At 73.6% G+C, this 19834-nt stretch carries 18 protein-coding genes; 13 read left to right on the top strand and 5 right to left on the bottom strand.

Going from position 1 to position 19834, the window contains the following annotated elements; genetic code table 11:
* The first annotated feature begins 98 nt into the window (after window positions 1-98).
* Both NQZ70_RS30455 and NQZ70_RS30450 read left to right on the top strand, forming a co-directional pair.
* Complete coding sequence (locus NQZ70_RS30455; protein WP_129577358.1) at window positions 99-674, top strand: TetR/AcrR family transcriptional regulator; 576 nt, start codon at window positions 99-101, stop codon at window positions 672-674.
* Window positions 671-1753: an MBL fold metallo-hydrolase gene (locus NQZ70_RS30450; protein WP_237244184.1), complete on the top strand. Its 1083-nt coding sequence runs from the start codon at window positions 671-673 to the stop codon at window positions 1751-1753. The genes NQZ70_RS30455 and NQZ70_RS30450 overlap by 4 nt, the downstream gene beginning before the upstream one ends.
* Window positions 1754-1901: 148 nt before the next feature.
* On the opposite strand, the gene NQZ70_RS30445 is transcribed toward NQZ70_RS30450, so the two are convergent.
* Window positions 1902-2288, bottom strand: coding sequence for a hypothetical protein (locus NQZ70_RS30445; RefSeq protein WP_129577357.1), 387 nt, complete (start codon window positions 2286-2288; stop codon window positions 1902-1904).
* Between the two features lie 394 nt (window positions 2289-2682).
* On the opposite strand from NQZ70_RS30445, the gene NQZ70_RS30440 reads away from it, so the two are divergent.
* The 5 genes from NQZ70_RS30440 (at window position 2683) to NQZ70_RS30420 (ending at window position 7176) form a co-directional block, all read left to right on the top strand.
* Entirely contained in the window at window positions 2683-3165 is a 483-nt protein-coding gene (locus tag NQZ70_RS30440) for a nuclear transport factor 2 family protein (protein ID WP_129577356.1), read from the top strand.
* Between the two features lie 11 nt (window positions 3166-3176).
* Window positions 3177-3848, top strand: coding sequence for a class I SAM-dependent methyltransferase (locus NQZ70_RS30435; RefSeq protein ID WP_129577355.1), 672 nt, complete (start codon window positions 3177-3179; stop codon window positions 3846-3848).
* Window positions 3764-4162 carry a glutathione S-transferase C-terminal domain-containing protein gene (locus tag NQZ70_RS30430; protein WP_257792728.1) on the top strand — a complete coding sequence of 133 codons (399 nt, stop codon included), beginning with the start codon at window positions 3764-3766 and terminating at the stop codon, window positions 4160-4162. The genes NQZ70_RS30435 and NQZ70_RS30430 overlap by 85 nt, the downstream gene beginning before the upstream one ends.
* Before the next feature lie 490 nt (window positions 4163-4652).
* Window positions 4653-6002, top strand: a complete 1350-nt coding sequence (gdhA, locus tag NQZ70_RS30425) for an NADP-specific glutamate dehydrogenase (RefSeq protein WP_129577354.1) — start codon at window positions 4653-4655, stop codon at window positions 6000-6002.
* Between the two features lie 61 nt (window positions 6003-6063).
* The gene (locus NQZ70_RS30420; protein ID WP_129577353.1) at window positions 6064-7176 is read left to right on the top strand and encodes an ABC transporter substrate-binding protein; all 1113 of its coding nucleotides are present in this window, start codon (window positions 6064-6066) and stop codon (window positions 7174-7176) included.
* Window position 7177: 1 nt separating this feature from the next.
* Here NQZ70_RS30420 and NQZ70_RS30415 read toward each other — a convergent pair whose 3' ends face one another.
* Window positions 7178-8386 (bottom strand): acyl-CoA dehydrogenase family protein, encoded by a 1209-nt coding sequence (locus tag NQZ70_RS30415; RefSeq protein ID WP_129577352.1) that lies wholly within the window; start codon window positions 8384-8386, stop codon window positions 7178-7180.
* 185 nt (window positions 8387-8571) lie between these two features.
* Here NQZ70_RS30415 and NQZ70_RS30410 point away from each other — a divergent pair, with 185 nt between their 5' ends.
* The 3 genes from NQZ70_RS30410 (at window position 8572) to NQZ70_RS30400 (ending at window position 11004) form a co-directional block, all read left to right on the top strand.
* Window positions 8572-9255 (top strand): TetR/AcrR family transcriptional regulator, encoded by a 684-nt coding sequence (locus NQZ70_RS30410; protein WP_237244182.1) that lies wholly within the window; start codon window positions 8572-8574, stop codon window positions 9253-9255.
* 28 nt (window positions 9256-9283) lie between these two features.
* Complete coding sequence (locus NQZ70_RS30405) at window positions 9284-10141, top strand: phosphatase PAP2 family protein (protein ID WP_129577351.1); 858 nt, start codon at window positions 9284-9286, stop codon at window positions 10139-10141.
* Between the two features lie 359 nt (window positions 10142-10500).
* Window positions 10501-11004, top strand: coding sequence for a hypothetical protein (locus NQZ70_RS30400; protein WP_129577350.1), 504 nt, complete (start codon window positions 10501-10503; stop codon window positions 11002-11004).
* A gap of 104 nt (window positions 11005-11108) precedes the next feature.
* Here NQZ70_RS30400 and ribA read toward each other — a convergent pair whose 3' ends face one another.
* The 3 genes from ribA to NQZ70_RS30385 all read right to left on the bottom strand — a co-directional run bounded on the left by ribA (window position 11109) and on the right by NQZ70_RS30385 (window position 16211).
* Window positions 11109-11867, bottom strand: coding sequence for a GTP cyclohydrolase II (gene ribA, locus NQZ70_RS30395; protein WP_129577349.1), 759 nt, complete (start codon window positions 11865-11867; stop codon window positions 11109-11111).
* Window positions 11868-12119: 252 nt separating this feature from the next.
* The gene (locus NQZ70_RS30390; RefSeq protein ID WP_237244181.1) at window positions 12120-13481 is read right to left on the bottom strand and encodes an NAD(P)/FAD-dependent oxidoreductase; all 1362 of its coding nucleotides are present in this window, start codon (window positions 13479-13481) and stop codon (window positions 12120-12122) included.
* A gap of 795 nt (window positions 13482-14276) precedes the next feature.
* Complete coding sequence (locus NQZ70_RS30385) at window positions 14277-16211, bottom strand: type VI secretion system contractile sheath domain-containing protein (protein ID WP_129577347.1); 1935 nt, start codon at window positions 16209-16211, stop codon at window positions 14277-14279.
* An 80-nt stretch (window positions 16212-16291) separates the two neighbouring features.
* Here NQZ70_RS30385 and NQZ70_RS30380 point away from each other — a divergent pair, with 80 nt between their 5' ends.
* The 3 genes from NQZ70_RS30380 to aroC are packed head-to-tail and all read left to right on the top strand — an operon-like array spanning window position 16292 to window position 19831.
* On the top strand, window positions 16292-17665 hold the full coding sequence (locus tag NQZ70_RS30380) for a homoserine dehydrogenase (RefSeq protein ID WP_272826042.1): 1374 nt from the start codon (window positions 16292-16294) through the stop codon (window positions 17663-17665).
* On the top strand, window positions 17662-18594 hold the full coding sequence (gene murI / locus NQZ70_RS30375; protein ID WP_129577345.1) for a glutamate racemase: 933 nt from the start codon (window positions 17662-17664) through the stop codon (window positions 18592-18594). The genes NQZ70_RS30380 and murI overlap by 4 nt, the downstream gene beginning before the upstream one ends.
* Before the next feature lie 52 nt (window positions 18595-18646).
* Window positions 18647-19831 (top strand): chorismate synthase, encoded by a 1185-nt coding sequence (gene aroC / locus NQZ70_RS30370; protein ID WP_129577344.1) that lies wholly within the window; start codon window positions 18647-18649, stop codon window positions 19829-19831.
* Window positions 19832-19834: the final 3 nt, after the last annotated feature.

Here is a 19834-nt window from a genome sequence, read left to right as displayed (position 1 = left end):
ACAGATCTCCGGCGCGCGCAGCCAGCGCTCTCGCCGACCGCGCGGGCCGGCGGTCATGCGCCCTTGACAAGACAGACCTGTCTGTATTAATCAGGGGCGTGAGCGACGCCCGGAGCCACATCCTCGAGGTCGCGGAGCGCCTCTTCTACGCGGAGGGGTATCGCGCCGTCGGCGTCGATCGCTTGATCGCCGAGGCGGGCGTCGCCAAGGCCACCTTTTATCGCCACTTCCGGACCAAGGACGAGCTGCTCGTGGCGGTGCTCGACGCCCGCGACGCGCGCTTTCGCGCGTGGCTGGCCGGGCGCGTCGAGGCCCTCGCGAGCGACCCGCGGGACCGGCCGCTCGCGGTCTTCGACGCGCTCTCCGAGCGGTTCGCCGCGAACGACTTCCGCGGGTGCGCGTTCCTCAACACGATGGTCGAGGTCGCGAGCCGGAGCCACCCCGCCCACGAGGCGTCGCAGCGCCACAAGCAGCGGCTCATCGACTATCTCGAGGGGCTCCTGGGCGAGGCCGGCGTGCCGGACGCCGCCGCGCTGGCGCCGCAGCTCCTGCTTCTGATCGACGGCGCGACGGTGACCGCCGTCCGCGAGGGGGGACCGGGCGCGGCCGCGCGCGCGCGTTCCCTCGCCGAGGTGCTCCTCGCCACCGCGCGGCCAGGGAGGCGACGACGATGAACCAGATCCAGTGTGTCCCGAGCATGCCGGTGGGGCGTGCCGAGCAGCCCTCGAGCCCTCACCGCGCCGGCGCGGTGCCCCGCCCCGGCCAGCGGTCGGCGCGCCTCCCGCGGACGCCGCCGGCGCGCGCGGCGGCCCTCGCCGCGCCGCTGCTCGCGCTCTCGCTGGCCGCATGCGCGCCGGCGAACCGCGCCGACGCCAGCGCCCCGCCGGCCGCTGCGTCGGCCGGCGTCGAGCCGTCGGCCGGCGCGGCGGCCGACGCCGAGGCATCGAGCGGGCGCCTCCAGTGGCGCGGCGGTCCGACGGCGATCCTCGAGCGCGACGGGCTCCGGCTCCTCACCGATCCCGTCCTCGGGCCGCGCGGGCCTGCCGTGTTCGTCCTCCCGAAGCACCCGTCGACCGGCGTCGAGAACGCGCCGGTCGCCCGCTACACGGATCCTCCTGCGGAGCCGCTCGGGCGACTCGACGTCATCCTCCTCAGCCACAACCACGCCGATCACTTCGATGCGGTCGCGAGAGAGATCCTCCCGAAGGACGTCACCTTCGTCGTCCCGCCCGACGCGGCCGACGCCGCGCGCGCCGCGGGGTTCACCAGGCTGACGCCGCTCGACTGGGACGGCGAGACGGTCATTCCGACCCGCGCCGGCCGCCTCCGGATCCTCGCCGTCCCGGCGAACCACTCCCACGATGCGGCGCTCGACGCGACGCTCGGAAAGGGCAACGGGTATGTGCTGCGCTGGGAGGGCGCGACGCCTTATTCGATCTACTGGACCGGCGATTCGGTCTTCACCGATCCCATGCGCGCGGTGGCGGCCCGCTTTGCGCCCATCGACCTGTGGCTGCCGCACCTCGGCGCGGTGGGGGTCGACGGCGCGCGCGGCCTCCGCACGATGGACGCCGAGGAGGCCGTCGCCGCCGCGGCGCTCCTCCGCCCCCGCCACGTGATCCCGATCCACCACACCACCTTTGGCCATTACCGCGAGCCGGTCACGGCGTTCGTTCAGCGCGCCGCGACGAAGCGCCTGCCCGCGCACATCCACGTTCCGACGGACGGCGCGTGGATGCCCCTCCCGCGCTGAGCCAGCTTCGGCGCGCCGCCCCCGGCGCCCGCCGGGGGCCCGAAGGCCGCGAAGCCCGCAAGCCGCCGGCCCCCGGCTGAGCTCGCGCAGCCTCTTGTACTGACCCACATCTACTGGCCCACATCCTCGAAGACGCGCCACGTCGAGGCTAGGAGGCGCTCCGCTTCCCTCGCGCGCCAGAGCTCGCCTCGTGCCGGGCGGTGGCCTCCGTCTCGAGGCGATGCAGGTGCTGCTCCTCGGCGCGGAGATCCGCGCGCATCGCGGCGACGTTCCTCGGGAGCCGGTCGAGCGGGGCCGGGACCTGATCGTCGGGGCCGAGCCGGCGCAGCCGCTCCTCGGTCTCGTCGAGGTAGGCGCCGGCTCGCCGGTGCGCCGCGCGCGCGGCGGCGAGGAACTGAAAGCGCCACGAGGACGAGGACGCGGCGCGCTGGGCGCTGCCGAGCCACGCCTTCATCGCCGTGAGCTGGGCCGCGCCCCCGCGGATCGCCGCGAAGATCGCGTCGAGGTAGTCGGCGCCCGGCGGATCGGAGCTCACGGCCCCGCGCCCCGGGCGCGACGGCCCGCCAGCGCCGCGCCGTCCGGGCCGGCCACCTCCGGAGGAGCGGGCTCGCTGCGGCCGCGAGGCCGGCGGCCCGCGCCGCGGTCGTGTCGCCGAGGTGCTTCCGGGAGGGTCATCGTGCCATCGAGCGCGCGGGCGTCTCCAAGCGCAGAGCAACTCTAACGAGTTCTCCTCGACGGCGCGAGCGTCAAGCCCCGCCGCGGCTCCTCCAGGGCGCCCGCACCGGGGCCTGCGGCGACGATTCCCCGGGGCGGCGAGCCCGAGCGGCGGCCGCGCGTGTGGGCGGGAGGAGGGGAGCGGGAGAGCCCCCCGAGCGCGAAAAGGGGTTGCCCGGGACGGGCGATTCGACGAAGGTTCGCGCAGGTGCACCGTGAGCCAGGATCCTGCCGCGTCGCGTCCGCCGTTGCCGCCCTTCACCGCCGAGACCGCCGCCCGGAAAGCGCGGCTGGCCGAGGACGCCTGGAACAGCCGGGAGCCCGCGCGCGTGGCGCTGGCGTACACCGTCGATAGCCGCTGGCGGAATCGGGCCGAGTTCTTCCAGGGCAGGGAGGCGATCGAGGCGTTCCTGCACCGCAAGTGGCAGCGGGAGCTGGACTACCGCCTGATCAAGGAGGTCTGGGCGTTCACGGGCGACCGGATCGCGGTGCGCTTCGCCTACGAATGGCACGACGACAGCGGGAACTGGTACCGGTCCCATGGCAACGAGCAATGGGAGTTCGACGCGCACGGGTTGATGCGGCGGCGCGAGGCGAGCATCAATGACGCGCGCATCGCTGCGGAAGATCGGAAGTTCCACTGGCCGCTCGGCCGCCGTCCGGACGATCATCCGGGGCTGACCGAGCTCGGGTTGTAGGGAGGCCGCGGATGTCCACCTCTCCGGGCAAGCCCGAGATCGCCACCGCGTACGATCGCTGGTCCGCGACGTACGATGACGACCCCAACCGGACCCGCGAGCTCTCGGCCGCGGTCCTCCGGGCGCGGGGCCTGACGATCGCCGGCCGCGACGTGATCGAGATCGGCTGCGGCACGGGGCTCAACACGCAGTGGCTCGCCGAGCGCGCGGGGAGCGTCCTCGCGCTGGATTTCTCCGAAGGCATGCTGCGGCAGGCGAGGGCGCGCGTGGGCTCCCCCCGCGTCCGGTTCGTGCAGCACGACATCCGCTCTCCCTGGCCGGCCGCTCTCGGCTCGTTCGACGTGGTGATTGCCATGCTCGTGCTGGAGCACATCGAGCATGTCGACGCGATCTTCGCCGAGGCCGCGCGCGCCCTGCGCGCAGGCGGCGAGCTCTTCCTGTGCGAGCTGCACCCCATGCGGCAGATGCGCGGAGGTCAGGCCAACTTCGTCAACCGGGAGACGGGCGAGCCCGAGCGCGTGCCTGCGTTCCTGCACGATGTCTCCGAGTACGTGAATGCCGCTCTGTCGTCCGGGTACGAGCTCGTCCACCTGGGCGAGTGGCGCGACGCAGAGGCCGCCAGGAACGACCCGCCTCGGCTCCTGTCCGTGCACCTCCGGCTCCGAGCAACTTCTCCGTCCTGAGCGAACTCAACCCCTCGGGCCCGCGCTCACTGCATTGCGATCTCGCGCTGGCGTGCGCGATGAGCGATCACCTGATGAAGGTCGAGACGCTGCCGCAGCGGGGGTGGACGAATTTCGAGACGGCCATGGACGTCGTCGAGGGCGAGCTCGGGGACGGTCCGTACCTGTTCGGCGACTGGTTCACCGCGGCGGACGTGATGATCGGCTCGATGTTCATCTGGAAGCGCCTGTGGGGCGCGCCGCCGGGGCGGCCCAAGCTGGAGGCCTACGTGGACCGCTTGATGGCGCGTCCCCACATGAAGATCTTCAAGTAGCCGCGACACAGCGGTGTGGCACCTGCGGATGACCGACGTGACGTGCCCCGTCCACAGGGGGACGCGCGCGCGTGCTTGAACGCTGTGCCGGCGGTGCTCACGCGCGCGCGAGCACACGAGCTCCTGGCGCTCGGGGGGGGCCAGGGCGAGGACTCACCCCAGTCTCCCTGAGTCCCTACGATGGTCCCCCTTGCATGCTGTCTGCGGCCTTCCGTCGCCGCGCCCTTCCTCGTTCGCCCGAGTGCAGTGAGCTCGGTTACCTGCGCCCCTTCGCGATGCTCAGCGCGATACGATGTCAAGGGCGAATAGCCACGCCCGCGTCAGGGGACAGAAGGTGCCTCCCGCGGTCCGCCATCCTCCTGAGAATTACATCGTATCAGCAATTTGACACTGATGCTGCCCTGATGGGCGGGCTGCAACCTCCGAACAATCGGGTGCGATGGCGACGGCGAATGCACAGCGCGCCTGGCCGGTGTATACCTCCCGCGACATGGTGCATTTGGACGAGAAAGTTGAGCCACTCTTCGAGCAGATCGTTCGCCGCAACCCCGGCGAATCGGAGTTCCACCAGGCCGTCCGTGAGGTCCTGGAGTCCCTCGGCCCGGTGCTCTCGAAGCACCCCGAGCTGACGCGGCAGAAGATCATCGAGCGCATCTGTGAGCCCGAGCGCCAGGTGATCTTCCGCGTACCGTGGGTCGACGACCGCGGCGAGGTGCAGCTGAACCGCGGCTTCCGTGTGCAGGTGAACAGCGCGCTCGGCCCCTACAAGGGCGGCATCCGCTTCCACCCGACGGTCTACCTCGGGACCATCAAGTTCCTCGGCTTCGAGCAGGTCTTCAAGAACGCGCTCACCGGGATGCCGATCGGCGGCGCCAAGGGCGGCGCGGACTTCGACCCCAAGGGGAAGTCCGAAGGCGAGATCATGCGCTTCTGCCAGAGCTTCATGACCGAGCTCCACCGCCACCTCGGCGAGTACACCGACGTGCCGGCGGGCGACATCGGCGTGGGCGAGCGCGAGCTCGGGTACATGTTCGGGCAGTACAAGCGCCTCACGAACCGCTACGAGTCGGGCGTGCTCACCGGCAAGGGCCTCGCTTGGGGCGGCTCGCTGGTGCGCAAGGAGGCGACCGGCTACGGCGCCGTCTACTTCGTCGCCGACATGCTGCGGGCGCGCGGCGAGAAGCTCGCGGACAAGACGTGCGTGGTGTCGGGCTCGGGCAACGTCGCGATCTACGCGATCCAGAAGCTGGAGCAGCTCGGGGCCCACGTGATTGCGTGCTCGGACTCGAGCGGCTACGTGCACGACCCCGACGGCATCGATCTCGCGCTGCTCAAGCAGGTGAAGGAGGTCGAGCGCGCTCGCATCGGCGAGTACGCGACGCGGCGCGGCCGGCGCTCGCGCTTCGTGTCGGGCGGCAACGTCTGGGAGGTGCCGTGCCAGATCGCCCTCCCCTGCGCGACGCAGAACGAGCTGAACGCGCGCGACGCGGCGACGCTGGTGAAGAACGGGTGTCGCGCCGTCGCCGAGGGCGCGAACATGCCCACCACGCCCGAGGGCGTGCGCGTCTTCCTCGAGTCCGGGGTGGCGTTCGGCCCGGGCAAGGCGGCGAACGCCGGCGGCGTGGCGACCTCGGCGCTCGAGATGCAGCAGAACGCGAGCCGTGACTCGTGGTCGTTCGAGCACACCGAAAAGCGGCTCGCCGAGATCATGACGAACATCCATCGCACGTGCTACGACACGGCCGAGGAGCTCGGCGTGTCGGGCAACTATGTGATTGGCGCGAACGTCGCGGGGTTCCTGCGGGTCGCACGCGCCATGATCGCGCTCGGCGTGATCTGACGGCGGGCCGCGAGGGAAAGAAAACCGCGCACGGGCCGGCCAGGCGGAGAGACGCCAACGCATGAGTACGCCGCTGTCGCCACCTGGAGCGGAGCGGACCGACGGATCACCCGTCCAGATCGGCGCTCTCGTTCCGCTGACTCGGCCCAGCTGGGTCGAGGCAGGCCGGCACTTGCTCGCTGGACTCGAGCTGGCCGTTCGCGAAGCCAATGACGCCGGCGGGATCGTCGGAAGACCGCTCGAGCTGGTGGTCCGAGACACCGCGGCTGATCCACAGAGGGCCGCGGCGGCCGTCGATGAATTGGCTCGCCTGGGCGTGGCTGCCTTGGCGGGGGAATATCACAGCGTCGCCGCTCGCGCCGCTGCCGCCAGGGCCAACGCCCTCGGCCTGCCGTTCCTCTGCTCGTCAGCGGTTCTCGACGCGCTCACCGAACAGCCAACGGAATGGGTCGCGCGCCTCGCCCCGGCGCAGTCCCACGGCTGGCGGATCTACGCGAGCTTCCTCCTCGGGGCGGGCCACAGGCGCGTCGCCGTAGCAGCCGATTCGAGCGTCTACTGGGCGTCTGGGGCCCGCATCCTGCGGGACCACCTCGCTCCACGCGGCGGCACCGTCATCGAGCTCGACATGCGCGCGCTCACCCCCGCGGCCGTGCGCGACGAGCTCGTCGACAATCGCGCGACAGCCCTCCTTCTTCTGGTCGGCTACCCGGAGCCGGCGGTGTCGATCGTCAAGGCTGTCCGCCGCGACCAGCGCCTCGCCGAGATCATGATGGGTGCTCCGGCCGGGCAACCGGAGTTCGCCGAATGGGCGAGGTTGCTGGGCGCCGACGGCGCCGCGATCCCGTTCCTGCGCTACCTGCCCGAGCGCCTCAGCCCGCTCGGTGCCCGAGTCGCGACGGCGCTGCGCGAGCGGCTGGCCGAAGCTCCCTCGTTCGTCGCCTTCGAGGGCTACGACACGGTCGCCGTCCTCGCCGATGTGCTGCGTTCTGGCGGCGCGGACCGGGCGCGCACCGCCGAATCCTGGGCGCGCGTCGCGGTCGAAGGCACCCGCGGGCAGATCCAGCTCTCCCGCACGCCAGGCATCAGCGTTTGGCAATGGGCTTGGCCGCCAGTCCAAGTCGTTGATCGAGATCCGGCGGAGCCCGATCGCCTTCGGATCCTTCACGCCGGCTGAGTCAGTCCCGATCGCCGCCCGCGGCCGCTCGCGGGGCGAGCAGCGGGTGCAGCTCGGCGATCCCGAGCCGCGCGCGCCCGGCGAACTCGTACGCGTCGTCGGTCGCGGCGATGTGCTGCGTCGCCGCGTGCATGTCGCGGAAGCAGCGCTGCAGCGGGCTCGCCGCATATAGCGCGCTCCCGCCGCCAGCGCGGTAGGCGAAGCCCGCGACCTCCGCGGCGACCTCGGTCACGTACGTCTGGACCAGCCGGATCTCCGCCCAGTCCTCGATCGCGAGCGCCTCGCCCGCGCGCGCCCGGTCCCACATCCGCCCGAGCGCGTCGAACGCGTACGCGCGCGCCGCGGCGAGCTTCGCCTCCGCGCGCCCGAGGTCCATGTGGAAGGCCGCGTGGCCGCCCAGCGCGAGCTGCGGCCACGCCTTGATGCGCCGCGGGGCCACCGCGGCGATCTCGTCGAGCGCGCGCCGCCCGACGCCGAGCGCGAAGCCGACGTGGCCGGCCGCGAGCAGCGCGACGAGGGGGATCGCGTAGAGCGCGCCGCCGCGCCGCCGCGGGGCGCCAGGGAAGGCGCACGTCAGCGCCTCGGGCACGAACGCGCCCTCGATCCGGTAGTGATCGCTCCCGGTGCCGCGCAAGCCGGCGACGTCCCACGTATCCTCGACGACCACCTGCTCGATCGGGACGGCGAGGCTGAGCATCTCGGGCGGCCCCGCCGGAGGGGCCCCGCCTTCCGGCGCCACGATCGCGCCGGTGAACACCCAGCGCGCGTGCCGCACGCCGCTGCCGAACGCCCAGCGGCCCTCGAGGACGTACCCGCCGGCGACCCGCCGCGCGAGCCCGCTCGGGACCTGCAGCCCCGCGAGTGAGGGGAACGGCCCCGCGAACACCTGCCGCGCCCCCTCGTCGGCCAAGGTGCCCCCGGCGAGGGCGGCGAGCAGCGCGCTGATCATCAGCGACCACCCCGCGGACGTGTCCGCGCGCGCCATCGCCTCGAAGACCTCCAGCTGCGTCAGCGGATCGCTCTCCGCGCCGCCGACCGCGCGCGGCGCCGCCATCGCGAAGAGGCCGCTCGACTGCAGCGCATCGACGACCGCGGGCGCGAGCGTGCGCAGCCGCTCGGACGCCTCGGCGTGGGCGACGGCGACGCCGCGGACGCGCTCCACGGCGGCGAGGAGGCGTTCGCGCTCGGGGGATCGACGGGGCTCGGACATACGGGGCTCCTTTCCTGGACGGGGTGAAGTGGACGGGACGTGCCGCGCGACGCGCCCCCAGGGGCCGCCGCGCGCCCGATGATGACAGTGACAACATCCGGAAAGTTTCCGCCGTCTACATTTTCTTCGAGCCCGCCCCGCGGGCCCTCTGGCGGCCGGTCTTCGTGGTATCGTGCCCCTGCGCTGTGGCTCCCCCCGCAAGGCGCCGCCGTCCGCGCGCGCGCACCCCCCCTGCTCCCGCGTCGCGCTCCGTCGAGCGGCCCTATCACCACGGCGACCTCCGGCGCGCGGTGCTGGAGGAGGCGCTCGCGCTCATCGAGGAGCAGGGGAACGCGAGCTTCACGCTGCGCGAGGTCGCGCGGCGGATCGGCGTCTCGCACGCCGCGCCGTACCGCCACTTCGCGGACAAGCGCGCCCTGATGACGGAGCTCGCCGTGCAGGCGAGCACGGGGCTCGCCGCGCAGATCGCGGCCGCCCTCGAGCAGGCCGGGGGCGAGCTCCGGGCGCGCTTCCTGGCCGCCGGCTACGCGTATGTCCGCTTCGCGCTGGAGCACCCGGCGCCCTTCCACGTGATGTACTCCAGCGAGGTGGACGCCGACGACCCGCGGGTCGCGGCGGCCACCTCGCGGAGCCTCGGCCTGCTCCTCGGGTTCATCGAGGAGGCGCAGCGCGCCGGGGCGTTCCCGCCGGGCGATCCGATGGCGCTGGCGGTCCCGATCTGGGCGATGCACCACGGCCTCGCGACCCTCGCGGCGTCGGGGGCGCTGTCCAAGGCCGGTCCGGTGGAGCTCCGGCGCATGGTCGACGACGCCCACGCGCGCCTGCTCGACGGGTTGCTGCTCGCCGCGCCGGGGCCGTCGCGCGCCTGACCCGCCCAGAGTACGCTCCCGCCCCTCCGTGCGTACCGCCGCGATCGCTCTGCCCGCCTTCCTCGTCGCCCTGTCGCCCGCCGCCGCCGCCGCCGAGCCGCCTCCCGAGCTCGCGTACCGGGCGGAGATCGATCTGCCCATCGCCGTCGTTGGCGGCGCCGCGTGGGTCGCCTCCGAGCTCGCGAAGAAGGGCCTCGCCCCCGAGCCGTGCCGCTGGTGCGCGGCGAACGCGCTCGACACGTCGGTCCGCGACGCGCTCGTGTGGAGGGGCAACCCGAACACCGCCCATGACCTCAGCAATGTGACGGTCCTCGCCGTCGCGCCCGTCGCCGCGCTGGGCCTCACCGCGCTCGCCGCGTGGTACGACGGGCGCTCCGAGAACATCGCCGCCGACCTCGTGATCGTCACCGAAGCGACGGTGGTGGCGATGGGCCTGAACCAGGTCACCAAGTACATCGTCGGCCGCGAGCGGCCCTATTCCCATTTCGACAACCCGGATGTGCTCCGCCCCGGTGAGGGCCTCTCGGGCCCCCTCCCGAACGACGACCATCTCTCGTTCTTCTCCGGCCACGCCACGGCCACGTTCGCCCTCGCCGCCGCGAGCGGCACCGTGGCGTCGATGCGCGGATACCGCGCGGCGCCGTGGGTGTGGGCGAACGGCGTGGCGCTCGCCGCGCTCTCCGGCTACCTGCGCATCGCCGGCGATCGCCATTATTTCACCGATGTGCTCACGGGCGCCGTGCTCGGCTCCGCCACCGGCGTGCTGATTCCGGTTCTGTTTCACGGGCCGCGCCGGGGCATTTCCGGGCCCGACACGCACGGTTTCCGAATCTCGCTCGCACCCGCGAGGGGCGGCGTCGGCGCGGGCGTCGCCGGCACGTTTTAAGCACGTCTTGAGCGCGTTGTAAGCACGTCTTGAGCGCGTCATGGGCACGGTTTGGGCACGTTTTGAGCCAGAGGTGCTCAATGGGCCAACCGACGCCTTCGACAAGGCATCGCGCTGCTTTCCGACGATCGATGTAAGCAGAGTTGACAATCCCAACTTCAATTTTACACTACACCCGTCAGCCATGGATGCTGGCGCTCGAGCCGGTGTTGCTGGAGCGCGAACCGAACACGTCGACCACGCCGTGCCGCCACCGCGGCATCGGCGACGGCGAGCTGCGGCCGGGAACGGGCATGCGCAACCGAGCGCGCCCGTGTCCGCGGAGATCCGCGAGCTCGGCCCATAAGGAGTCCGGCGACATGCACGTCGTTCACCATTCGTCACGCCATCGATGGATCGCGGGAGGCCTCGCCGCCGCGTTCCCCGTCCTCCTCGCAGGCTGCAGCGAGCAAGCGCTCGGAGCGCCTGTGCCGCTCGTGCCGGGCGAAGGGCCGCCGCCTCGGACCGCCGCGCCCGGGCAGCCGCCCCCGCGGGGCGCGGGCCAGGGCGGGGCCGCGCCTGGGCCGGCCGCGCCGCGGGCGGCCCTGCTGGAGCGCGACGAGCTGCTCCGGGAGGCCGGGCGGCTCGCCGAGATCAGGGCGGTGCTCGCGCGGTCGCCGGAGGCGCCGCTCGCCCTGCTCGACGAGCACCGGGCCGAGTTCCCGGACGGCCGGCTCGCGGCGGAGCGGGAGCTCGTCGCGATCGACGCGCTGCTGCGCAGCGGGCGCGCAGGCGGCGCGCGCGCCCGCGCCGAGGCGTTCCTCGCGCAGTTCCCGTCGAGCCCCCACGCGGGCCGGGTGCGCCGCCTCATCGACGCGCCCTGACACGATCGCGACAGCGCCGCGCGGCGCCCCGCGAAGCCCTGTCGACATCGACGAGGGCCGGCGGGCGCCGACGATGCTCGGCCCGGGCCCCCTCCCGCGGGCGCTCAGCTCGCGGGGGGCCGCTCGGAGTCGGGCGGCGACATCCCGTCGACCACCACCGGATCGCTCTGCTCGGTCAGGTGCGGCTTGCCCCACGTGTCGATGAAATGGCCTGACCGCTTCGCCTTGGTCTCCAGATAAAAGCGGTTGTGATCGTTCGGCGGGATCACGTGCGGGATGCGCCCGGTCACGGACACCCCGTATTGCTTGAGCTGCTGGACCTTGTTCGGGTTGTTCGTGATGAGCTCGATCGATCTCACGTTCAGGCTGTGCAGCATGTGCGCCGCGACGGCGTAGTCGCGCTCGTCGTCGCGGAAGCCGAGGGCCAGGTTCGCCTCGACCGTGTCGAGCCCCTGGTCCTGCAGCGCATACGCGCGGATCTTGTTGATGAGCCCGATGCCGCGGCCCTCCTGGCGCAGATAGAGCAGGATGCCCCGCTCCATGCTCTGGATCTTCTTCAGCCCTTCGAGGAGCTGATCGCGGCAGTCGCAGCGCAGCGAGCCCATGACGTCGCCGGTGAGGCACTCGGAGTGCAGCCGTGTCGGCACGTTCGAGGCGCCGACGACGTCGCCGTGCACCATCGCGATGTGCTCCTTGGCGTCGCGGTTGTTCCAGAACGCGACGATGCGGAAATGTCCGGCGCGCGTCGGCAGCTCGGCGACGCCCACGACCCGCACGCAGACGTTCGCCTGGCCATACCCATCGCAGTCGTGCGCTCGATCGCGGGTGACGAGCTCCAGCAGCGGATTCATCGGTTCGGTCATGTCCTGCCTCCGCGAGGGGCCGCCTCGCGCGCCGAGCGGTGATGGGTAAAGGCGCGCAACTCTTACCAGAACACGACGGGCAGGCAACGCCCCGCCGCCGCGCGAGGTCGCGGGGAGGCGCTCGTCCAGAGGTCCTGCGGGTGTCGGGGGTCGGCGCCGCGAGAGGCTCGCTCGCGCCTGGCGGCGCCAGCGTCCACGCCGGTGGAGGCGCCCGCCGCCACGCGGCCGGAGCCGGGCGGCGGCCGCGGCCGCTCAGGCGCGGGCGGGCTGCCGGTGGGCCGGGGCGGCCGGGGCCGCCGCGCGCGCGGAGGCTGACCGCCCCGCGCGCAGCACGCGCAGGATCAGGCCCGGATCCAGGAGCGCCTCGGGCCCGTCGAGCATGTGCATCGCGCGCACGAAGCGCACGTAGACCTCGCGATCGACCTGCGCAGCGCGGTGCAGCATGCCGGTGTACCAGCGCAGGATCGGCTGGAGCAGCGGCCGCCGGCCCTCGGTCTCGGGGTAGGCGAGGTCCTCGCCGGTGGACATCTGCCACGGCAGATCGACCGCCTTCGCCGCGGCCGCGTGGTAGCGGCGCGCGAGCCCCGCGATCGCGCCCGGGCCCGCGCGGCGGCGCTGCTCCGCGAGCGCGGCGTCGAGCGCGAGCGCCTGGAGGCAGGCCGACGTCATCCCCTGCCCGTAAACGGGGTTGAAGCTCGCGAGCGCGTCGCCCAGCACGGCGAACCCCTCGGGCAGCCGCGCCATGCGCTCGTAGTGCCGCCGGAGGTGCGCCGGGAACTTGTACGTGGCGACGTCCGTCAGCGGCTCGGCCGTGAGCAGCGCGCGGTAGACCGCGTCGTTCGGCAGGCCCCGCGCGAACTCCAGGAAGCCGTCGGGATCGGCGGGCGGGTGATCGTCGAACAGGCCCGCGAGCACCACGAGCCAGCGCCCGCCCTCGACCGGCGCGATGCTGCCGAAGCGCCGGCTGTCGGACGGCGAGCCGAGGACGTACAGCGACGTCCACGGGAGCGCGGCCGGATCCCGCGGCCGGTACTGCCGGCCGGCGTAGCCGACCCGGACCTGGATGGTCGACTCGGCGGGCCGCGCGTAGCCGAGCGCCTCGAGCCACGCCGGCGCGCGCGAGCCGCGGCCGCTGGCGTCCACCACGAGGTCCGCCGGCAGCTCCTCGACGCCGCCCGGCGCGTCGCGCCGCCGGACCACGACGCCGGTGATCCGGGAGCGATCGGGGGAGGCCGAGAGCTCGATCACCTCGCGCTGGTCCAGGCGCCGCACCCCGGGCAGCGCGAACGTGCGTCGGCGCACGTGCGCCTCGAGCAGCGGCCGGGTCATGCACACGGTCTGCACGCCGGTCTCGAAGCGCGGCTTCCACGCGCCGAGGTGGTGCCAGGCGAGGCCGACCCCGAAGTCGTAGGCGACGGCCCCGTCCCGGATCAGGTCCTCGGTGAACCCGGGGAAGAGGTCGTTCAGGATGCGCTCTCCCCGGGCGAGCAGGCCGTGGAGGTGGCGGGCCTGCGGCGCGCCCTTGCGGGCCTCGCGGAGGTCGTCGGGGATGCTGTCGCGTTCGATGACGTCCACCTCGTCGAAATGGTCGGCGAGCACGCGGGCTGCGACCAAGCCCGCAATGCTCCCACCGATCACCACAGCCCTGCGGCCGGCGAACGGGTGATTGGAGCGGAGGTTCTGCTGGGTGCGAGGCTTCATGCGCCGCGGAGATTGCAATCCGCGGGCCGTTCGCGACGAAGGAGGGCGGACGCAACCCCCGCTTCGTGGCGAGTCGATGGCGCGCGCCGCGCGAGCTGGGCAGTTCGCGCGCAACCGCGCGCCGCCGAGCTAATGAGCAACCGCGCGCCGCGGCGTCACCGAGCGCCTGAGCAACGGAGCGACTGCGCCGGCGGCTGCGTAGCAGCGCAATCCGATGCGCACCGTCGAGACGAGAGGGGCGAAAATTCCGTGCGCTGCGTCGTCACCGAAGGAGAAGCTCCGGCCGACCACCTCGGAAAGATCGCGTCGAGGTGGCGCCGCCGGACGGCGGGTGGCAATCCTGCGGTGCGTGTGGGTGCGCCGCGCAGGATTCGCTCTTTGGAGCTCCTCCGAGGTGGCCTCCGAGGTGGCCTCCGAGGTGGATTGAGCGATCTCGGGTCCTCCCGGGGCTCCTCCGCAGCACGACAGGCATGCTCCGCCCGAGGAGCTCTCGCTTGGCGGCGACAGGGGCAGCTGCTCCCCCCGGGAGCTGCAGAGTCGTCCTTCGCCGGCTACTTTTTGCGGCAGCCGCACTCAGTTGCCGGCGCCTGCGGGGCCGGCGGCCGCTGGCACGTCATCAAGAGGGTGCTCAGGACGGAGATGAGGATCGCGACGCGGAGCCGCATGCGGCGATTCTTCACCCGCCGACCGGGCGGCGTCAATCCTGCCTCAGCCGAGCGGCATCTCGAGCGACACCTCGTCGAGCCCGACGCCGAGGAAACGGCGCGGGCGCACCGTCACCGATACCTCGGCCCCGCCCTGGCCGCGGCCGGCCTTCACCGCGAGCTCGATGCTGGCCGGCGGGGCGTTCTCGAACAGCGTCCACAGCGCCCCCTCGACGACCGGCTGGACCTCGGCGGGGTCGCTGTCCGCCGGCAGCTTCGCAGCGAGCGCGCGCAGGAATTGCACCACGCGCGCGACGAACAGCTGGTCGACGAGCGAGACGCGCTCGAGGCGCGCCTCGGGCTCGGCCGTGGAGCCGTCGTACGTGCGCTTCTCCGGAGGGACATAGGCCGTCGGCGCGGTAAGGACGTACACCGCGTCGCTGTTCGGGGCCGACGCGAGCAGGAGCACACCGCTCTTCGAGAGATCGCGCTGGGTGTCCGTCGACACGAACGCCTCGGTCGGGATCGCGACGCCCTCGTCGCCCTCGTACGCGCCCTTCACCTCGTGCACCGGCAGGTCCCCGAGCACCCCGCCGCCCTTCGCGCCCGCGATGCGGCACGGCCACGCCGTCTCGCGGAAGCTCGCCGCGATCAGCGCGCCGACGACGTACGCCGGCGAGATCCAGACGCGGCCGCCCTCGTCGCCCGGCTGCTCGACGATCGCCGCCTCCCGGATCCGCGAGGTCGACTTGTCGTAAGGCATGCGGCCGAGCACGCGGTTCATGGCGATCGCGACCCACCGCATGCACGGCCGCGCCGCCGCGGCGCGCCACGGCGCCCGGTGCGGCGCGCCGAACAGCGCGGCCTTGTTGTCGAGCCGCTCGACGCCGCCGAGGCCGTCGACCCCGAGCAGCCGCGGGTCGCCGTTCACCACGGCGGGGAGCGCGTGCGCCTCGGCGACGCGCGCGACCTCCTCGAGGCGCGCGAGCGCGGCGGCGCTGCCGTCGATCGCGACGTCCACGATCGCGACCGACGCCGGCGGCTCGGTGCTCGCCGTCTGCGCGAGCACCCGCGCGAGCGCGCTGGCCGCCTCGTCCGGCCGCGCGCTGACGACCTCGACCCGGACGCCCTCCGCCGCCTTCACGCGGTCCACGAGCAGGCTCAGCCCCCGCCACGCCTCTTCGAGGCGCCGCACCTCCGGGTGCTGCAGGATCGCGCCGAGCTGCGCGCCGAGCGCGCGCTCGAGCTGCGCGAGCGCCTCGGCGGGGCGCGCGGGCTGCCCCGCGCGCGGGCGGGCGCTCGCCGCCACGGTCGCGATGAGCTCGGCGAACCGCCCCCCCTCCGCGGGCCTCGGGCCGGGGCCGCCCGGCGCCGCCTCCGCGGGCGCCGGGCCGGCGTCCCCGCCGCCGAGGTCGACCATCGAGAGCAGCGCGTCCACGTCGGAGGCCGGCGCGGGCGCCGGCGCGGCGGGCCGCTCCGCCGCGGGCGCCGCGGGGCGGCCCGGAGGCGCGCCCGCGCCCGCGGCCGGGAGCAGGCCGAGGATGTCGCGAACGAGCGGGGAGCCGCCCCAGAGCCGATCGAGCTCGGCGCGCGCCTGCTCGAGCGTGGCCGAGCCGTCGCGCAGCCGATCGAGGACGCGTCGGCCGTCGAGGAGCGAGCGCAGGAGCGGCACCTCGGCGCAGAGCGCGTCGGGCCGGAAGCTCTTCAGGCTGGTGGGCGACAGGTCGACGCGCGCCGGCCGGCCGCCCGCGAGCACGCTCGGCACCTCGATCGCGATCCGCGGCCGGAGCGCCGCGAAGAGGTTGTCGAACCGGCCCGCGTCGACGCGGGCCGCGCCCGTGGGCGGGCTCGCCCCGGCGTTGTGCGGATCGCGCGGGGTGAGATCGGCGACCACGAGCACGCGCAGCGGGAGCAGCGGCCCCCGCTCCACGGCGCCCCCGTCCTCGCCCACGTGGAACCTGAACTCGTCGCCAAGAACGCCCTTGATCGTTTCCGCCATGGCCCTCGCAGCATAGGCGTCACCTCTCGGCGCGAGAAGCGCTAAGCTCCGCGCGCATGAAGACGGAAGGCGGCTCGCCCTTGAACTTGAACCCTGAACCCCACGCCGCCAGCGATCGCAGGCGCCTGCGCGGCGGCGCGCCGATCCAGATCGGGCTCCTCGGCTGTGGGACGGTCGGCGGCGGCGTCCTCCGCCTCCTCGCCGAGAACTCCGGCTACCTGGCGGAGCGCGCTGGCGTGCCCCTCGTGGTGAAGCGCGTGGTCGTGCGCGACCTCGAGAAGGAGCGCGTCTCGGCCCTGGATCGCGGCTTGCTATCCACGAACCCCGCCGACGTGGTCGACGACCCCGCGATCGACCTCGTCGTCGAGGTGATGGGCGGCGAGACGCCCGCGCGCGAGCTCATCGAGCGCGCCATCGATCGCGGCAAGGGCGTGGTCACCGCGAACAAGCTGCTGCTCGCCGCCCACGGCCCCGCGCTCCTCGCGCGGGCGGCGGCGCGCCAGGTCGACCTCGCGTTCGAGGGGGCGGTCGGCGGCGGCATCCCGATCATCCGCACGCTCCGGGACGCGTTCGCGAGCGACTGGGTCGAGCGCGTCACCGCGATAGTGAACGGCACCTGCAACTACATCCTCACGCGCATGCGCGACACGGGCGCGTCGTTCGACGCCGCGCTGCGCGAGGCGCAGGACCTCGGCTACGCCGAGAAGCCCGATCCGTCGCTCGACGTCGACGGCCACGACGCCGCGCACAAGCTGATCGTGCTGGCGATGCTCGCCTTCGGGGCGCAGGTCGACGCCGCCGACGTGCACACGTCCGGGATCCGCACCATCGAGGAGGCCGACCACCTCTACGCCGATCGGTTCGGCTACACGATCAAGCACCTCGCGATCGGCCGCGACCTCGGCGACGCCATCGAGCTGCGCGTGCACCCGACGCTGATCCCGAAGCAGAGCGTGCTCGCCAACGTCTCCGGCGTGCTCAACGCCGTGCTCCTCGAGGGGCGCGCCGTCGGCCCGTCGCTCGTCTACGGCCGCGGCGCCGGGGATCTGCCGACCGCGGTCAGCGTCGTCTCCGACGTCCTCGACGTCGCGCGCTCGATCGCCTCGGGCGTCGCCGGCATGCAGGGCCGCGGCATGTCGATCAAGCCTCGCCGGGTCCGCCCGCTCAGCGAGATCGTCTCGCGGTATTACCTGCGCTTCGCGGTCGAGGACCGCCCGGGCGTCATGGGGCGGATCGCCGGCGCGCTCGGCGACGCCGGCGTCAGCATCGAGCAGATCGTGCAGCAGGGGCCGACCAAGCGGAGCTCGGGCGCGGCGGCGCGCGAGCCCGCGGTCGACGTGGTGCTCATCACGCACGACGCGCAGGAGGGGCTCGTGCGGAGCGCGCTCGACGCCGTCGCGCGCGAGGAGTTCCTCCGCGAGCCGGTGCACCTCTTCCGCATCGAGGAGCCGTGACGTCCCACCGCGACGCGCCGCTCGGCGTGTTCGACTCGGGCCTGGGCGGCCTCACGGTCGTGCGCGCGCTCCGCGAGCGGTGCCCCGCGGAGGACATCGTCTACCTCGGTGACACGGCGCGCGTCCCGTACGGCACCCGGTCGCCCGAGACGGTGGTCCGCTACGCGCTCGGCTGCGCGCGCGTGCTCATCGGGCGCGGCGTCAAGGCGATCGTCGTCGCGTGCAACACGGTGAGCGCCGTCGCGATCGACATGCTCCGGGTCGAGCTCGATCTGCCCGTCCTCGGGGTCATCCTGCCCGGCGCGCGCGCCGGCGTCGCCGCCTCGCGGGGCGCCACGATCGGCGTGCTCGGGACGGCCGGGACGATCGCGTCGGGCGCCTACCCCCGCGCCGTGGCGTCGCTCAGCACCCGCACCGAGGTCGCCGGCCAGGCGGCCCCGCTGCTCGTCTCGCTGGCGGAGGAGGGCTGGGTCGAGGGCGAGGTCCCGCGGCTCGTCGCGCGGCGCTACCTGGAGCCGCTCATCGGCGCGGGCGCCCGCTCGGTCGTGCTCGGGTGCACGCACTTCCCGCTCCTCCGCGCGGCGATCGAGGCCGAGGCGGCGTCGCTGGCCGGCGGCCCCCTCCCGATCGTGGACAGCGCGTCCGCGACGGCGGAGGACGTGGCGTCGTTCCTCGCCGAGCGGGGGCTCGCCGCCTCCCGGACCGCGCCGGGCGGCCTCGCGCTGCTCGTCACCGATCTGCCGAAGAGCTTCGCCGCGGTGGCGACCCGGTTCCTGGGCGAGCCGGTCGTCGCGGACGGCGCCGGCCGGTCTCCCGCCGCCCCCGCCGCCGCCCCCGCGGCCCTCTCCGCTGCTTCCCCCGGAGCAGAAAAGGGCGGCGCGGGCCGTTCCGCCACCCAGGGCGTCGACGTGGAGCAGATCGACCTGTAATACGCAGCAGGCTTGGCCCGGGGTTCCGGGCGCAGAGGAGGTTTTCCACACGATGACGCAGCTCAGGTGGCTTTCGGCCGGCGAGTCGCACGGGCCGGAGCTCGTGGCGACCGTCGAGGGCATTCCGGCGGGCATGCCGCTCCTCGCGGAGGACATCGACGAGGATCTGGCGCGGCGCCAGCGCGGCTACGGGCGCGGCGGGCGGATGAAGATCGAGACCGATCGCGTCCGCCTCGTCGCCGGCGTGCGCGGCGGCGAGACGCTCGGCGGCCCCATCGCCATGGTGATCGAGAACCGCGATCACGCGAGCTGGGCGGGGCGGATGGGCCCGGAGCCGTTCCCCGAGCCGCCCGAGGCGCTGACCCGCCCGCGCCCCGGCCACGCGGACCTCGCCGGCGGCCTGAAGTACGCCCGCAAGGACCTGCGGGACGTGCTCGAGCGGGCGAGCGCGCGCGAGACCGCGGCGCGGGTCGCGGTGGGCGGCGTCTGCCGCAAGCTCCTCCGGTCGGTCGGCGTCGAGGTGTTCGCCCACGTCCTCTCGATCGGCCCCGTGCGGTCGACGATCTCCGCGGCCTCGGGCGCGGGCGATCTCCCGCTCGCCGAGCTCCGCGAGCGCGCCCGCGCCTCGGACCTCGCGTGCGTCGACGCCGAGGCGGCGCAGGCGATGCGCGACGCCATCCGCGAGGCCGCGCACCGCGGCGACACGCTCGGCGGCGTCTTCGAGGTGATCGCCACCGGCCTGCCGCCCGGGCTCGGCAGCCACGTGCAGTGGGACCGCAAGCTCGACGGCCGGCTCGCGCAGGCGCTGATGAGCATCCAGGCGATCAAGGGCGTCGAGATCGGCATCGGCTTCGAGGCCGCGCGCATCTCGGGCTCCGAGGTGCACGACCCGATCGCGTACGACCAGGGGGCGCACGCGTTCACCCGCCCGTCGAACCGCGCCGGCGGCCTCGAGGGCGGCATCACGAACGGCATGCCGCTCATCTGCCGCGCCGCCATGAAGCCGATCGCGACGCTGAAGCGCGCGCTCCCCTCGGTCGACGTGCGCACCAAGGAGCAGTTCGACGCCGCCTTCGAGCGGAGCGACGTCTGCGCCGTCGCGGCCGCCTCGGTCGTCGGCGAGGCGATGGTGGCGATCACGCTCGCCGCCGCCCTGCTCGAGAAGTTCGGCGGCGACAGCCTCACCGAGCTCTCGCGCAACGTCGACACCTACCTCCAGCAGGTCCGCTCGTACTGAAGG

It is taken from the genome of Sorangium sp. So ce836 (genome assembly GCF_028553905.1).
Taxonomy (GTDB): domain Bacteria; phylum Myxococcota_A; class Polyangia; order Polyangiales; family Polyangiaceae; genus Sorangium; species Sorangium cellulosum_D.
The sequence above is the reverse complement of the archived record's forward strand: the minus strand, read 5'-3'. Positions and strand labels throughout refer to the sequence as shown.

Coding starts and splice junctions, on each gene's coding strand:
- gdhA (WP_129577354.1), top strand. CDS start 4,653: ATGGTGCATTTGGACGAGAAAGTTGAGCCACTCTTCGAGCAGATCGTT.
- ribA (WP_129577349.1), bottom strand. CDS start 11,867: ATGACCGAACCGATGAATCCGCTGCTGGAGCTCGTCACCCGCGATCGA.
- NQZ70_RS30385 (WP_129577347.1), bottom strand. CDS start 16,211: ATGGCGGAAACGATCAAGGGCGTTCTTGGCGACGAGTTCAGGTTCCAC.
- NQZ70_RS30435 (WP_129577355.1), top strand. CDS start 3,177: ATGTCCACCTCTCCGGGCAAGCCCGAGATCGCCACCGCGTACGATCGC.
- NQZ70_RS30420 (WP_129577353.1), top strand. CDS start 6,064: ATGAGTACGCCGCTGTCGCCACCTGGAGCGGAGCGGACCGACGGATCA.
- NQZ70_RS30400 (WP_129577350.1), top strand. CDS start 10,501: ATGCACGTCGTTCACCATTCGTCACGCCATCGATGGATCGCGGGAGGC.
- NQZ70_RS30450 (WP_237244184.1), top strand. CDS start 671: ATGAACCAGATCCAGTGTGTCCCGAGCATGCCGGTGGGGCGTGCCGAG.
- aroC (WP_129577344.1), top strand. CDS start 18,647: ATGACGCAGCTCAGGTGGCTTTCGGCCGGCGAGTCGCACGGGCCGGAG.
- NQZ70_RS30415 (WP_129577352.1), bottom strand. CDS start 8,386: ATGTCCGAGCCCCGTCGATCCCCCGAGCGCGAACGCCTCCTCGCCGCC.